The organism is Chromobacterium amazonense, from assembly GCF_001855565.1.
Classification (GTDB): domain Bacteria; phylum Pseudomonadota; class Gammaproteobacteria; order Burkholderiales; family Chromobacteriaceae; genus Chromobacterium; species Chromobacterium amazonense.
In genome coordinates this window covers 107,663-121,949 of the sequence record NZ_MKCR01000006.1, presented here as the reverse complement: position 1 = coordinate 121,949, position 14,287 = coordinate 107,663, and the positions used below count along the sequence as shown (strand labels likewise).

The 14,287-nt window shown below is 62.9% G+C and carries 16 protein-coding genes; 4 read left to right on the top strand and 12 right to left on the bottom strand.

The genetic code is table 11. The features are described from left to right. Window positions 1-3: 3 nt before the first annotated feature. From BI343_RS05155 to BI343_RS05135, 5 genes are all read right to left on the bottom strand, one after another. Window positions 4-906 (bottom strand): transglycosylase SLT domain-containing protein, encoded by a 903-nt coding sequence (locus BI343_RS05155; protein ID WP_083340816.1) that lies wholly within the window; start codon window positions 904-906, stop codon window positions 4-6. A 25-nt stretch (window positions 907-931) separates the two neighbouring features. Continuing rightward, window positions 932-1,840 (bottom strand): substrate-binding periplasmic protein, encoded by a 909-nt coding sequence (locus BI343_RS05150; protein ID WP_071108918.1) that lies wholly within the window; start codon window positions 1,838-1,840, stop codon window positions 932-934. A gap of 32 nt (window positions 1,841-1,872) precedes the next feature. Beyond that, on the bottom strand, window positions 1,873-2,244 hold the full coding sequence (locus BI343_RS05145; protein ID WP_071108917.1) for a response regulator: 372 nt from the start codon (window positions 2,242-2,244) through the stop codon (window positions 1,873-1,875). A 26-nt stretch (window positions 2,245-2,270) separates the two neighbouring features. Further along, window positions 2,271-3,170 (bottom strand): sensor domain-containing diguanylate cyclase, encoded by a 900-nt coding sequence (locus BI343_RS05140; RefSeq protein ID WP_052246681.1) that lies wholly within the window; start codon window positions 3,168-3,170, stop codon window positions 2,271-2,273. Window positions 3,171-3,558: 388 nt separating this feature from the next. Continuing rightward, a complete protein-coding gene (locus BI343_RS05135) occupies window positions 3,559-4,524 on the bottom strand; it encodes an IS5 family transposase (protein ID WP_083340712.1) in 966 nt (321 codons plus the stop codon). A 107-nt stretch (window positions 4,525-4,631) separates the two neighbouring features. Between BI343_RS05135 and BI343_RS19555 the strand changes: the two genes are divergently transcribed. Continuing rightward, window positions 4,632-4,955: a hypothetical protein gene (locus tag BI343_RS19555; protein ID WP_139165648.1), complete on the top strand. Its 324-nt coding sequence runs from the start codon at window positions 4,632-4,634 to the stop codon at window positions 4,953-4,955. Window positions 4,956-5,066: 111 nt separating this feature from the next. Beyond that, the gene (locus tag BI343_RS05125) at window positions 5,067-6,275 is read left to right on the top strand and encodes an MFS transporter (RefSeq protein ID WP_071108915.1); all 1,209 of its coding nucleotides are present in this window, start codon (window positions 5,067-5,069) and stop codon (window positions 6,273-6,275) included. Window positions 6,276-6,358: 83 nt separating this feature from the next. On the opposite strand, the gene trpE is transcribed toward BI343_RS05125, so the two are convergent. The 4 genes from trpE to rpe all read right to left on the bottom strand — a co-directional run bounded on the left by trpE (window position 6,359) and on the right by rpe (window position 10,161). Further along, entirely contained in the window at window positions 6,359-7,825 is a 1,467-nt protein-coding gene (gene trpE, locus BI343_RS05120; protein ID WP_071108914.1) for an anthranilate synthase component I, read from the bottom strand. Window positions 7,826-7,955: 130 nt separating this feature from the next. Continuing rightward, entirely contained in the window at window positions 7,956-8,624 is a 669-nt protein-coding gene (locus BI343_RS05115; RefSeq protein WP_071108913.1) for a phosphoglycolate phosphatase, read from the bottom strand. Window positions 8,625-8,684: 60 nt separating this feature from the next. Continuing rightward, window positions 8,685-9,437, bottom strand: coding sequence for an SDR family oxidoreductase (locus BI343_RS05110; RefSeq protein WP_071108912.1), 753 nt, complete (start codon window positions 9,435-9,437; stop codon window positions 8,685-8,687). A gap of 40 nt (window positions 9,438-9,477) precedes the next feature. Next, entirely contained in the window at window positions 9,478-10,161 is a 684-nt protein-coding gene (gene rpe, locus BI343_RS05105) for a ribulose-phosphate 3-epimerase (RefSeq protein WP_071108911.1), read from the bottom strand. A gap of 103 nt (window positions 10,162-10,264) precedes the next feature. Between rpe and apaG the strand changes: the two genes are divergently transcribed. Next, on the top strand, window positions 10,265-10,645 hold the full coding sequence (gene apaG, locus BI343_RS05100) for a Co2+/Mg2+ efflux protein ApaG (RefSeq protein ID WP_071108910.1): 381 nt from the start codon (window positions 10,265-10,267) through the stop codon (window positions 10,643-10,645). A 171-nt stretch (window positions 10,646-10,816) separates the two neighbouring features. After that, window positions 10,817-12,604 (top strand): ABCB family ABC transporter ATP-binding protein/permease, encoded by a 1,788-nt coding sequence (locus BI343_RS05095; protein WP_071108909.1) that lies wholly within the window; start codon window positions 10,817-10,819, stop codon window positions 12,602-12,604. Window positions 12,605-12,789: 185 nt separating this feature from the next. Here BI343_RS05095 and BI343_RS05090 read toward each other — a convergent pair whose 3' ends face one another. The 3 genes from BI343_RS05090 to BI343_RS05080 are packed head-to-tail and all read right to left on the bottom strand — an operon-like array spanning window position 12,790 to window position 14,269. Further along, window positions 12,790-13,419, bottom strand: a complete 630-nt coding sequence (locus BI343_RS05090) for a nucleotidyltransferase family protein (protein WP_244886572.1) — start codon at window positions 13,417-13,419, stop codon at window positions 12,790-12,792. Further along, window positions 13,416-13,814, bottom strand: a complete 399-nt coding sequence (locus BI343_RS05085; RefSeq protein ID WP_071108908.1) for a VOC family protein — start codon at window positions 13,812-13,814, stop codon at window positions 13,416-13,418. Before BI343_RS05085 ends, BI343_RS05090 begins: the two co-directional genes overlap by 4 nt. Before the next feature lie 53 nt (window positions 13,815-13,867). After that, on the bottom strand, window positions 13,868-14,269 hold the full coding sequence (locus BI343_RS05080) for a hypothetical protein (RefSeq protein WP_071108907.1): 402 nt from the start codon (window positions 14,267-14,269) through the stop codon (window positions 13,868-13,870). Between the last annotated feature and the right edge of the window lie 18 nt (window positions 14,270-14,287).

Below are 14,287 nucleotides of genomic sequence, written 5' to 3'. Positions count from 1 at the left end.
GGCTTATTCGGTAGAATTCACCAGCGTGATCATTTTGTTCAGGCTCAGGCCATAGTAGCGAGTCCATATCCGATTCAGATCGGAGTGCTCGGATTTTCGCTGTTGCGCGAAAAATTCCGCCACGGTGGCCTGCAGGTCCTTGTCCTCCTTGCGCATGGCCCAGCCTATCTCGTCCTTGCCGCCCACCGGAAACGCCACATAGGCGTGTTTGAACTGATGGCGGGTGCTCCAGATGGCGATATCGGAATCCAGCAGCGTGAAATCCACTTGGCCATCGTCTACCGCGCGCAGGCTGTCTTCCACGCTCATCAATCGCAGGCGCACCGGGTTGGCGCGGTAGCGCGATGCGTTCTGCTCCAGCAGCCAGGTGTAATAAGTGCTGTTCTTCAGAACCGCGGCGCGCCTGCCGGCCAATTGATCGGCGGATAGCGGCCTGCCTTGCTGCGAAGCGTGCGCCACCACCATCAGCCGGCTGGAGAACAAGGTGACAAAGTCCATTTTCTTCAGACGCCATGCATTCTTGGTCAATCGGTTGGGGAAGACGTCGCAGCTGCCATCGGCCAGCAGCTTCGGTGTATAGCTGGCTTCCCGGTCGGTTTGATCATGCTGGTTGAAGAACTGCTCATCCCATTCCACGCGCAGCGTTCTGAGCCGGATGGCTTTGCCCAGATAACGGGAGAAGCTTTGCACTTCGTCGTATACCGGTCCGGAGAAATGGCAGTTTTCGCGGCAGTCGGGCGGTGTTGCGGTGGCGGCCGCGGGGTGGAAAGCCACGATGCAGGCGCGCAGCTCATGCGTCCTGACAATTTCCGCCAGCGATCGGGCTGGCGCGGGCGCCGCCAAGCACAGCATGGCGATGCATGCCGATACTGACGGCAACTGGCTCGGGCGGGGGCGGCTTGCCATGTTGGTATTCTCGTCGCGCCCGCGCTCAGTGCACCGCCGCCACCAGCGCGATGAAGTCGGTCAGCGAGTGGCCGTGATAATGCAGCCATATCCGGTTCAGTTCTGAATCGGGCCGCTGGCGTTGCTCGGCGAAGAATTTGGCCGCCGCGGCTTGCAAGTCCTTGTCGTCTTTGCGGAAGGCCCAGCCTATCTCGTCCTTGGGACCCACCGGAAACGCCACATAGGTGTTCTGCAATTGATGATGGGTATGCCAGATCGCCACGTCGGCATCCATCAATATGAAATCCACTTTGCCGGCATTGACCGCCTGCAGCGCTTCGTCCGAAGTCATCAATTCAATTTTGATCGGGTTGGACGAGAAGGCCCCCCGGTTCTGCTCCTGCAGCCAGGTATGGTAAGACGTGTCCTTGGTGGTGCCGGCGCGCAGTCCAGCCAGTTGCGCGCTGCCATGCAGTTGTTCGCGCAGGTTGGCATTGGCGATCACCATCATGCGGCTGGGAAACATGGTGACGAAATCGAGCTTTTTCTGCCGCCAGGCTGTTTTGGTGAGGTGGTTGGGATAAATATCGCAAGCGCCCGAGGCCATCAGCTGCGGGGTATAGCTGGCTTCCAGCTCGGTCTTGCCGGTCTTGTCGAAGAACTGCTCATCCCATCCCACGCGCAACGCCTTGATTCGCACGCCATTGCCCAGGTAGTGCGTGAAAGCCAGCGCCTCTTCATAGACAGGGCCGGAAAAAACGCACTGTTCGCGGCAATCCTTGGGCGCGGCCTGCGCCACCGCTGGGTGAAGCGGCGCAATGCAGACTCTGAGCTGATGGGTTTTGAGGATATCCGCCAGGGAACGCCCCTGCGCGGGCATGGCCAGCAGGCAAGCGGCCAGCAGCGCCGAGGCGCGACGCAGGGCGGGGGTGGGCAAGTCAACAGGCGGTTTCATGGGGTTATCCTCTGTGGGGCGCGGCGTTATGCTCAATCGTCCCGAAATACCTTGTTCAGCACATCCTCCACCTTCTCCTTCTCGATAGGCTTGCAGATGAAGTATTTGGCGCCGGCGGCGATGGCGTCCACCACCGTACTTTCCTGGCCATGGGCGGTAATGATGATGACCGGTTTGTCTGGTTGCTCATGCAGGATGTGGCGGGTGGCTTCCAGCCCGCCCATTTCCGGCATCTGGATATCCATGGTGATGGCATCCGGCCGCAGCGATCTGGCTTTGTCTATCGCTTCCAGCCCGTTGGCGGCGGAACCGACCACCTGATGGCCGAGGGATTCCAGAATCAGGCTCAGTCGTTTGACCACGGCGGGGGAGTCATCGACGATCAGGAAGCTTTTCTTGCGCATGCTTCGTTTCCAAAGATAGGGCCAGGCTAGGCCAGGGCTTCGACGCGATTGCGGCCATTGGCCTTCGCCAGGTATAGCGCCTGGTCCGCGCGCGCCACCAGGTCCTTGATGTTTTCGTCCTGCCGGATCTGCGCGATGCCGAAACTGGCCGTCTTGTGGCCTACCACGGGGAAGACGTAGGCGGAAATGGTCGCGCGCAGTTTCTCCGCCAATTGCGAGGCATTGTCCAGCCCGGTTTCCGGCAGGATGGCCAGGAACTCCTCGCCGCCCCAGCGGCCGAGCGTGTCGGTGGCGCGGATATTGGACTGCAGCAGGCGGGCAAGGTCGATCAGCACCGCGTCGCCGGCAGGATGGCCATAGGTGTCGTTGACTTGCTTGAACTGGTCGCAGTCGGCCAGCAGCACCGAAAAAGGCTTGCCATAGCGGCGAAAGCGTTGGAATTCGCTGGTGATCACCTGATCCAGTTGATGACGGTTGTACAGGCTGGTGAGCCGGTCCGTGCGGGCCGAGATTTCCAGTTCGCGATTTTTGAAGGCCAGCGTGGCATGGGCCTCGGTCAGATCTTTCTGCAGCCGCTTCAACGCGTTGATTTCGCTGAGCACGAAGACGATCTTGGGCGATCCGTCTATCCAGGCGATCTGGCGCTGTTGCACGTGATACCAGTTTTCGGATTCATCGTCGTAGTACTCCGATTGCAGAGGCGGCGCCGTTTCTGCGCCGTGCTGCTGGTTGTAGCTGATGAAATGATGCGCCCCGCCGGCGCCGGAGAATTGCTCTGCGAAGCGGCGGCCCACGCAGTCTGCCCCCAGCGTGTCCCGCATGTATTGATTGGCGTAGACGATAGTGCCGTCGCCTTGATCCACCACGAAGATCAGGTTGGCAAGGTCATAGACGACGGTCAGCAGAAAGCGGTCGAAGTCCTGCATGGCGAATTCCGAGTGAGTCCATGGGCCATAGAGCATGGCTTCACTATAGGCAACGGATCAAAAGTATGGCTGGGAAGCGCATCCTGAGCTTGGCGCGTAGCGAGCGAGGATAAGCATGGGCAAGAGAAGGAGGGGTGAATGAGATATGCTCATGGACAAATGCTAAATGATATTTTGTTGCATTAAAGTAACAGCTCAAGAAATGAGCGAGCGGATTCGGACAGTTTTCTCCACAAGTTGTGCTTTTGCTTCTAGTATTAGGGAAGGTCTGAACAACCTGCCACGCAAACAGAAATGCAATTTCTCGCGGGGCTTCGGTTGCATTTCACCCACCAATTCCAGATCGCCCGCCATGAGGATGACCGGGTGCTTCCGGTCATCCGGCCTTTTAACTCGCCGCCAGCAAGGCCTTTCGCGCCAGCCAGATGTTGGCCAGCCCAAACAGCGTCATCAGTTGCGCGGTGTTCTTCTTCAAACCGCGGTAGCGTGTTTTCAGGTAGCCAAACTGCTGCTTGATGACCCGAAACGGATGCTCCACTTTGGCCCGAATCTTGGCTTTGACCATTTCGCCCAGCTGGATCTGCCGGTCGTCGGCTGAATCGGTCAGCGCTTTGCGCTGGCCGGGCCTCATCGCAATCCACCAACGCACCGCTCGCGATTGGTGTTCGGCTCGCTTGTGCACGCCAGCAAAGCCGGCGTCGCCAAACACATCGATTTCCTCGCCGTGCAACAACTGATCGACCATCGTGACATCCGCCACATTGGCGGGGGTGCCGGCCACGTGATGCACCAAGCCGGACTGGGCGTCGACGCCGATATGGGCCTTCATGCCGAAGTACCACTGATTGCCCTTCTTGGTTTGATGCATGTCCGGATCGCGCTCGCCCTGAGCGTTTTTGGTGGAGCTGGGCGCGTGGATCAGGGTGGCATCGACGATGGTGCCTTGCTTCAACATCAGCCCTTTGTCGCAGAGATGCTGGTGGATGGCGGTAAACAGAGCGTGGGTCAGCTGGTGCTTTTCCAGCAGATGGCGGAAGTTCAGCAGGGTGGTTTCGTCCGGGACGGCGTCCAGGGAGAGGCCGGCGAACTGGCGCATGGAGGCGATCTCGTACAGGCTTTCTTCCATGGCGGGATCGGACAGGCTGTACCAGTGCTGCAGGCAGTAGACGCGCAGCATGGCGGACAACGGGTAGGGGCGGCGACCGTTGCCAGGCTTGGGATACACTGGATCGATGACGGCTTCGAGCTGCGCCCAAGGCATGACCTGATCCATCTCTGTCAGAAAGATTTCGCGGCGGGTGCGCTTCTTCTTAGCGGCGAGTTCGAGATCGGTGAAGGTCATCTGCTGTCGCATGCTGGCGTCCTGGATCTGACTGAGGGGGAGTCAGTTTACGGGAAGATTGGAGACTTGTTCAGACCTTCCCTAGACTTTGTTAATAATTGTTTCATAAGTAAATTTGTATGAATAAGAAGACAGCGCCTTTCCTGATAACGACACTCACTCTGGCATTGGCGGCTTGTGGCGGAGGAGGGGGCGGCGGTTCCGATTCCCGCCAAGATGGCAGTCCTGGCGCGGCGGTTTCTCAACAGGGCATGCCGCCGCTTGCCGCCGAGGAAGCGGCGTCGGCGGAAATCGTTTGCATGGGCAATCGCTGCCAGTTGCCCAAAGAAGCGGTCGCTGCGCCGGGAGGCTCCATCTACCGATTTCTCAACGCCTCGAACGATGAGCAGGAGCTGGTGGTGTCGGGCCTTGCGTCTGAAATGCGGCAGGCGGCTTTTGCATAAGTGAGTGGCGCGGGTGTGCCGACAGCGGGGCGGGGCGTACAGAGCCAAGTCGTGACATTTTCATGACGTTTGTTTAGTATTCGCCCACTCCCATCCCTACGCAAAGCTGTCATGTCCGAAGCAAAAGGCTTTAGCTTGCCGGAGTCGTTGCCTGCTTCCAAAGAGGCCTCGCCCCGCCGCGCCTTGTGGGCCGCCTGCGGCGCGCATGCCGTCCACGATGGCCTGACCGATCTGATCTATGTGATGCTGCCGATCTGGCAAGCGCAGTTCGTCATCAGCTACGCCATGGTGGGGCTGCTGCGCGGCAGCTATTCCGGCATGATGGCAGGCTTCCAGCTTTTGGCCTGCCGGCTGGCACGGCGTTGGGGGCGCAAGCGGCTGCTGGTTGGAGGCACGGCCTTGGCCGGTGCCGCTTATCTGCTGGCCGGGCAGGCTGGTGGCCTGGCGGTGTTGTTGCCGGCGCTGATGCTGGGCGGCCTGGGCGCCAGCGCGCAGCATCCCTTGGCGTCGTCGCTGGTGGCCGACAGCCACGAGGCCGGCGGCGGCGTCAAGCAAGCGCTGGCGCAGTACAACTTTGCCGGCGATATCGGCAAGATGCTGATCCCTGCTGTGGTGGGGCTGTTGCTGACGGTGGCGAGCTGGCGTCTGAGCGTGACGCTGGCTGGCCTGCTGGGCTTGGCCGCGGCGGGGGCGCTATGGCGCTGGGTGCCGGCCTCGCTGGGCGGCGCCGTCGACAAGAAAGCGCCGGACGGGGGCGCGGGCCAGGGATCGGCCGGCGGCCTGCGCGCGCTGTTGGCCACCGGCGCCATCGATAGCGCGGTGCGCATGGGTTTTCTGACTTTCTTGCCCTTTGTGTTGCGGAGCAAGGGCACCGGCAGCGCCGGCATCGGCCTTGCCTTGTCGCTGCTGTTCGTCGGCGGGGCGTTCGGAAAACTGTTTTGCGGCTATCTGGGCGCGCGCATCGGCATGATGAAAACCGTGTGGCTGACCGAATCCATGACCTCGCTGCTGATCATGGCCGGGCTGGCCTTGCCGCTGGCGGGCGTGATGGCGATGCTGCCGCTGCTGGGCCTGGCGCTGAACGGCACTTCATCGGTGTTGTATGGCACGGTGGCGGAACTGGCGGGCGCCGGCCGGCGCGAGCACGCCTTCGCCTTGTTCTACACCGGCACGATAGGCGGCGGGGCGCTGTCGCCGGTGCTGTTTGGCCGCTTGGGCGACGCGGCTGGCGTGACGGCGGCGTTGCTGGCCTTGGCGGCTATCCTGCTGCTGACCCTGCCGCTGTCGTGGCGGGTGCAGCGAGGATTGGACGCGCGCTAGGTTTTGTTGATTCGAAACCGGCGAAAACGAAAAACGCCTCCAGCCATTACGGCTGGAGGCGTTTTTGCCTGCCTGGCAAGGCGTCAGGCATCCAGCCCGTCGCGCACCATTTGCGCGGCGCGCAGCACGGCGCGGGCTTTGTTCTGCGTTTCCTGCCATTCCGATTGCGGCACCGAGTCGGCGACGATGCCGGCGCCTGACTGGACGTAGAGCATGCCGTTCTTCAGCACCGCAGTGCGGATGGCGATGGCCAGGTCCATATCGCCGTTGAAGCCCAGATAGCCCACGGCGCCGCCATAGATGCCGCGCTTGGTCGGTTCGAACTCGTCGATGATTTGCATCGCCCGCACCTTGGGCGCGCCGGACAGCGTGCCGGCCGGGAAGGTAGCCTTGATCACGTCGATATTGCTGATCTGTCTATCCACCGTGCCTTCCACATTGGACACGATGTGCATGACGTGGGAGTAGCGCTCGATGGCCATATTGTCGGTGATCTTCACCGTTCCGATGTCCGCCACGCGGCCGATGTCGTTGCGGCCCAGGTCCATCAGCATCACGTGTTCGGCGATTTCCTTCGGGTCCGCCAGCAACTCGGCCGCCAGGGCTTCGTCCTGCTCGCGGGTCTGGCCACGCGGACGGGTGCCGGCGATGGGGCGCACCGTCACGGTTTCGCCGTCGCGGCGCACCAGGATTTCCGGCGACGCGCCCACCACGTGGAAATCGTCGAAGTGGTAGAAGAACATATACGGCGACGGGTTCAGATTGCGCAGCGCGCGGTACAGCGCGATGGGCGAGCCGCCGAACGGCTGCCGCATGCGCTGGGCCAGCACCACTTGCATGATGTCGCCTTCGTGGATGTAGCGCTGACAGGCGGTGACGGCCTGCTTGAAAGCGTCTTCGCCGTATTCGGACACCGCTTCGCCGTTTCCGTCCAGCGGCAGCGACAGCGGAATGGCCAGCGGCTCGCGCAGCATGGCGCGCAGTTGGGCCAGCCGCGCTTGCGCTTTTTGCAGCGCGTTGGGCACTTCGGGGTCGGCGTACACCACCAGATAGAGCTTGCCGGACAGATTGTCCACCACGGCGATTTCTTCCGACAGCATCAGCAGGATGTCCGGCGTGCCCACCGGGTCCGGTTTCTGGGTGTCCGCCAGCCGTTTTTCCACGTAACGTATGGTGTCGTAGCCGAAATAACCGACCAAGCCGCCGGAGTAGCGCGGCAGGCCGGGCAGCTCGGGGATGCGGAAACGGTGCTGGAACGCCTCGATGAAGGCCAGCGGGTCGCCATCGTGGCGCTCGATCACCTTGTCGCCGCACTCCACCTGCACCCGGTGGCCATTGACGCGCAAGCGGGTGTCGGCCGGCAGGCCGACGATGGAATAGCGGCCGTGGCGCTCGCCGCCGACCACCGATTCCATCAGGTAGCTGTAGGGGCGGTTCGCCAGCTTGAGATAGATGGACAGCGGGCTGTCCAGGTCGGCCAGCAGTTCCTGGACGACTGGGATGCGGTTGTAGCCGGCGGCGGCCAGGCGATCAAAGTCTTGCGCGTGCATGGGATTCTTCCTTGAGGGTGTCAGTTGGGGCGTGGGCGTGCGAAGCGTGATGCGGGCGACGCCATCGCCAGCTGGCGGGGCAGGGAAGAAAAGCCATGGGTGCGTGCATTCCTTTTAGCGTTGAAGCGGTTCAGTCATTCTTCATCAAATCGTATAGCTCGGCAATACTGCCCAGCGTCAGGTCCGCGCCCAGCGTGGCGGCGTCGGCATAACCGTAGCGGACGGCGATGGCCGCGCAGCCTGCCGCGCGCGCGGCCGCCACGTCGTTGGCGGAGTCGCCCACCATGGCCAAATCCTGCGGCGGGATGCCCAGCACTTGGCAGGCGTGCAGCAGCGGCAGCGCGGACGGCTTCTTCTCCGGCAGCGTGTCGCCGCCCAGAATCAGGCTGAAGTGGTCGCGCAGGCCCAGTTCTTCCACCAGCGGCACCGCCAGCCGTTCCGATTTATTGGTGATCAGCACCAGCGGCAACTGGCGCGCGCGCAACAGGGCGAGGCCGTCGCGCACGCCGGGATAGACGGTGGTGTGGTCGGTCAGGTGCTCGCGGTAGTGCTGGATGAAGTAGAGGTAGCCGCGCTCCCATTCCGGGCCGTCGGCCTCGGCGTGGCGCTCGTCGGTGATGGCGCGGTGCACCAGGCTGGCGATGCCGTCGCCGACATGGCTCTGAATGCGTTCGGCGGCGAGCGGCGGCAGGCCCAGGTGTTCGCGCATGGCGTTGGCGGCATTGGCCAGATCAGGGATGGAATCGACCAGAGTGCCGTCCAGATCGAAGGCGACGGCTTGGATATGCTTGAGATTCATGTGCTTGCTTCGTTGGCCGCGGCCTGGCGGCCGCGGCGAAAAGGTGATGGATAAAGGCGCTTACAGTTCGCGGATATCGACGACTTGCAGCTGGCCGAAGGCCGGCGAGACCAAGTAATCGACGATTTGGCGGGCGGCGGCGGCCGGCGAGGCCAGCGCGCCTTCGGCCTTGTAAGCGTCGAAACGGCCCTTCTGCGGAAACTGGGCTTCATCGCTGCCGCGGATATTGCCCTGCATGTCGGTGTCCACCACGCCCGGATACAGCGCGACGATTTGCGCCGGATTGGCCTTGTCCTGCTGTTCCAGCGCCACGCAGCGGCTGAAGAGGTCCAGCCCGGCCTTGGTGGCGCAGTACACGCTCCATCCCGGGTAGGCCTTGGCGGCGGCGCCGGAGGAGATGTTCAGGATGCGGCGGCGCGCCGGCAGATGGTCCGTCGCCGACAGCAGCGCATTGGTGGCCAGCATCGGCGCGGTGACGTTGATGGCAATCGCTTGCACCAGCTGATCGGTCGGATAGTGGCCGGCCTGGGCGATAGGGGTCACCACGCCGGCGTTGTTGATCAGCGTGATGGTCGCGCACTCGGGCAGGGGCAGCTGCTGCAGCGCGGTGTGAACCGAGGCGGCTGCCTGGGCGGCGTCGGACAGATCGGCGTTGACGGCCAGCAAGCGCTCCGGGTGGCGGCCGGCCAGGCCTTCCAGCGCCGGGCCGGCGTTGCGGGCGATGCCGACCACGAAATAGCCGTCGTTCAACAGCGCTTCGCAGATGGCGAAGCCCAGGCCGCGGGAGGCGCCGGTGACGATGAATGCGTGCATTGCTTAAGCCCTCGATGATTGGAATGAAACGGCTGCGTACTTATCCTTGCGCGCGCGCCAGTTCGGCGCGCATGGCGTCGATCACGGCCTTGTAGTCCTTCTGGCCGTAAATGGCGGAGCCGGCCACGAAGGTGTCTGCGCCGGCGGCGGCCACTTGGGCGATATTGTCCACCTTGATGCCGCCATCCACCTCCAGCCAGATTTCGCCGCCATGCTTCGCGGTGTGGGCGTCGATGCGCTGGCGCGCCAGCTTGATCTTCTCCAGCGCGTGCGGAATGAACGATTGTCCGCCGAAACCTGGGTTCACCGACATGATCAGAATCATGTCCAGCTTGTCCATCACGTGGTCCAGATAGGAAAGCGGCGTGGCCGGGTTGAACACCAGGCCGGCCTTGCAGCCGGCGTCCTTGATCAGGCCCAGCGTGCGGTCGATATGCTCCGAGCCTTCCGGGTGGAAGGTGATGATGTCTGCGCCGGCCTTGGCGAAGGCGGCTGCCAGCGCATCCACCGGCTTCACCATCAGGTGCACATCGATCGGCGCGCTGCTGTGCGGGCGGATGGCCTCGCAGAACATCGGGCCCATGGTCAGATTGGGGACGTAGTGGTTGTCCATGACGTCGAAGTGGATGATGTCGGCGCCGGCGGCGATGACATCGCTGACTTCCTGGCTCAGGCGGGCAAAATCGGCGGACAGAATGCTGGGGGCGATACGGAAAGTGCGCATGGCGAGGCTCGGGAACGAAAAACAAGGAATGCCGGGCATTCTACCGCGCCAAAAGCGCTTTGGCCGGATAAAATGAAAGACATATTGATCCGGAGGAGCCGAAATGGCCGAGAAAGTCTATCAAGTCGAAGTGGAGGCGGAGCCGCAATACATCGCCGAACAGTCCAATATGGCCAACGACATCTATGTCTTCGGCTATCGCGTCCGCATCGTCAATACCGGCAGCGAGCCTGCTCAACTGGTGAGCCGCCACTGGATCATCACCGACGCCAACCAGCAGGTGCAGGAAGTGCGCGGCATGGGGGTGGTGGGCGAGCAGCCGCATCTGGAGCCTGGGCAGGCTTTCGAATACACCAGCGCCACCCATCTGAAGACGCCGTACGGCAGCATGAAGGGCAGCTACCAGATGGTGGCGGACGACGGCCAGCGCTTCGAGGCCGACATTCCCGAGATGACGCTGGTGGCGCCGCGCGTGCTGCACTAATCGCGTTTACAGGACGGGTCCTCGTCCTTGCGCGGCCAGGTCCACCAGACAATGAAAGAGGCCAGCGCTCCGGCGCCCAGCGCTTCCAGCAATAGAATCCACATGATGTCTGCCCCTTTGCGAGTGTAGCCTTTTCACTCTGGGCCAGACCCCAGCCACAGGCAAGCTTTTATGCGCATTACCCATACCGGCCCGGCGCCGACAGACCGCAACGACTGGCAGACCCTTAAAACGCTGTTCCCGTATCTATGGGCCTTCAAGTGGCGGGTGACGCTGGCGCTGGCGTGCATGGTGCTGGCCAAGGTGGCGGCGGTGACGGTGCCGCTGTATCTGAAGGACATCGTCGACCAGTTGTCCGTGCCGGCCACCTTGTTGGCCATCCCAGTGATGGCCCTGACCGGCTACGGCGTGGCGCGGCTGCTGTCCGGCGTGCTGGGCGAGTTTCGCGACGCGATCTTCGCCCGGGTGATCCAGGGCGCGGTGCGCAGCGTGGCGCGCAATGTGTTCCGCCATCTGTTCAGGCTGTCGCTGCGCTTTCACCTGGAGCGCCACACCGGCGGCATGAGCCGCGACATCGAGCGCGGCACCAAGGGCATAGGCTTTCTGCTGAACTTCACGGTGTTCAACATTTTGCCCACGCTGCTGGAAATCGCCATGGTCACCGGCATCCTGCTGCACCGCTATTCCTGGACTTTCGCGGTTGTGACGCTGGGCACCATCGCTATCTACATCGCCTTTACGCTGCTGGTCACGGAATGGCGCACCGTCTATCGCCGGACCATGAACGACCTGGACTCCAAGGCCAATTCCAAGGCGATAGACGCCTTGCTGAACTACGAAACGGTGAAGTACTTCAATAACGAGGAGTACGAGTCCAAGCGCTACGACCGCAATCTGGAAGCCTGGGAGTCGTCGGCGATCAAGAATCAGGTGTCGCTGTCGCTGTTGAATGCCGGCCAGGCCGCCATCATCGCTGTCGGCGTCACCCTGGTGATGGTGCTGGCGGCGCGCGACGTGGTGGCGCACAAGATGACGGTGGGCGATGTGGTGCTGGTGGCGACCTTCATCACTCAGCTGTATGCGCCGTTGAATTTCCTGGGCTTCGTCTACCGGGAGATCAAGCATTCGCTGGCCGATATCGAACGCATGTTCAAGCTCTTGGGCGTGAATCTGGAAGTGGCCGATGCGTCGGATGCGCACACCCTGGACACTCGCAGCGCGACGGTGCGCTTCGAGCGCGTGGGATTCGCCTATGAGTCCAAGCGGCAGATCCTGCACGACGTCGACTTCACCATCCCGGCCGGCCAGACGCTGGCGGTGGTCGGCGCCAGCGGCGCCGGCAAATCGACGTTGTCGCGGCTGATGTTCCGTTTCTATGACGTCACGGCCGGCGCGGTGAAGATCAACGGCCATGACATCCGCCAATTGACGCAGGATTCGCTGCGCGCCCACATCGGCATCGTGCCGCAGGACACCGTGCTGTTCAATGACAGCGTCTACTACAACATTGCCTATGGCAAACCCGGCGCGACGAGGGAGGAAATCATCGAGGCGGCCCGGTCGGCGCATATCCACGATTTTGTCAGCAGTCTGCCGGACGGCTACGATACCCTGGTGGGCGAGCGCGGACTGAAGCTGTCGGGCGGCGAGAAGCAGCGCGTGGCCATCGCGCGCACCATCCTGAAAAACCCGCCCATCCTGATCTTCGACGAGGCCACCAGCGCGCTGGATTCGCGCACCGAGAAGGCCATCCAGCGCGAACTGACCGCGATTTCCGCCAACCGCACCACGCTGATCATCGCCCACCGCCTGTCCACCATCGTCGACGCCGACCGCATCCTGGTGCTGGACGCGGGACGGGTGGTGGAGCACGGCAGCCACCGCGAGCTGCTGGAACTGGGTGGCCGCTACGCCGAGATGTGGCGCTTGCAGCAGGAGCGGGAAGCCGTGGCGGAGTAGCGGGGCGCTGCGCAAGGTCTAGGCTTTGGCGCGTTGTCGCGTCGTGCGCGCAGGGTTGTCGCTTGGCAGCGTCAATAGCCCCTTGCTTGTGGAAAACACGTTTTCGATGCGCCCCCGTGCTTTCGGTTGACGTCGATTGCGGCATAGGAGTGGCTGGCAATTGGTGAGAACGCGCTGTCGATGTGCTATGGCGTCGGCGGAGTGGAGGGGGCGGCATCGACCACCACATCGGGCCAGCGTTCCTGATAGCGTTTTTGCAAGGTGCGCTGGCGGTAGGTCTCCGCGCTGGCGCGCACAGGATTGTGCCGGATTCGCATCTGCAGCAGATCTTGCAGGCCATGCGGCGCGATGATGCGCAGCCGGTCTGCGTCGTCCAGATAGATGCCCACAGCGGTGGCGTACTCCGGCCAGGTAGCGATGGCCTCCGCCAGCGAGCGCAGCGGCTCGACGGCATAGCCGAAATGGCTGCCGAACCATAGATGGACTGCCGCCTGGTTGGTGACTTCCCATGGCAGGTCCGGCGCCATGCTTTGCAGCGTGGCCAGCAGCGCGTCATCCTGCTGTTGCGTGAGGTTCTCTGGGTCGAAGTAGGCGAGGTCGATATCCGCCAACCGGGACGGGGCAGGGTAACCGTGCAGATGGTCCCATACCGCGTTGCGCAGCGCGCCCGCGCCTATGCACCACGACGCCAGGCCCAGGCTGCGCGCGATGCGCAAGGCATGCATCAGCCAGGGCGTCTGGCGGACGATGTCGCGCAGGGCTTGTTCGTCAGGCTGCGCAGTGGCGTCGCCGGCGGTGCCGAACGGAGGCCTCACACCGGGCTCTTGGCGTTCTGCAGCACGGTGCGATAGCCGTCGTGGTCGATGAAGGTGGCGCCGTGGACGTCCCAGTAGGGATTGGCCGATGGCACCTGAGCGAAGCCGGCCGCGCGCATGCAGGCGCAAGCCGCTTCCCATTCGGGATGATCCGGCAGATACAGCACCAACAGGTCTTCCGCCGTCGGCGCGGGTCTGATCGGATGACGGTGGCTGACGACGAATTCCAGATGGAATCCCGCGCCGGGCAGCCCCAGCATCACGCCGTCGAAACCATCATGATCCTTGAAACTGCCCAGCAGCTGCAGATTCAAGCCCTCGCAATACATGGCTTTGCTCAGGCCCAGGCTGCTGACCGGGCGCGCGACGCGGAGGTGGGGAGTCTGCTTGTACATGGCGATGTCGGCGCGAGGTGGGGGTGTCCTCATCATGCCATGCGCTTGGAGATTCAGCTAGCTTTGCCGGCCTTGATCTGACGCATCTGCTCGATGACCAGGTCGCCTTGGCGCAGGGCCTGGCGCAGCGCATCGGCCTGCGGCAAATCGTCAAAGGCCAATGTCGGGTCCAGCGCAGCCAGCGCGCGGCGCGAGCAGGCGCACACTTCGGCCGCGGCGGTGAAATCGGCCGGGCCCATCACCTTGCCGTTGCGGATGCGGCGGTAGTAGGCGCGGGTGGAGTTCAGATATTGGGCGGCGGTTTCGCTGCCGTCCAGCCCGCCGGCAGCGGCCATGGTTTCCAGCAGGCTCACCAGTTGGCGGCAGGCTTGTTCGGCCTGGGCGAAGCGCTGTTCCTGAGCGCGCCTGTCTTGCTGGCCCGGTTTGTTTGCGGTCTTTTTCTTGGGCTCGGCCATGGTTTTTCCTTGCGTGGG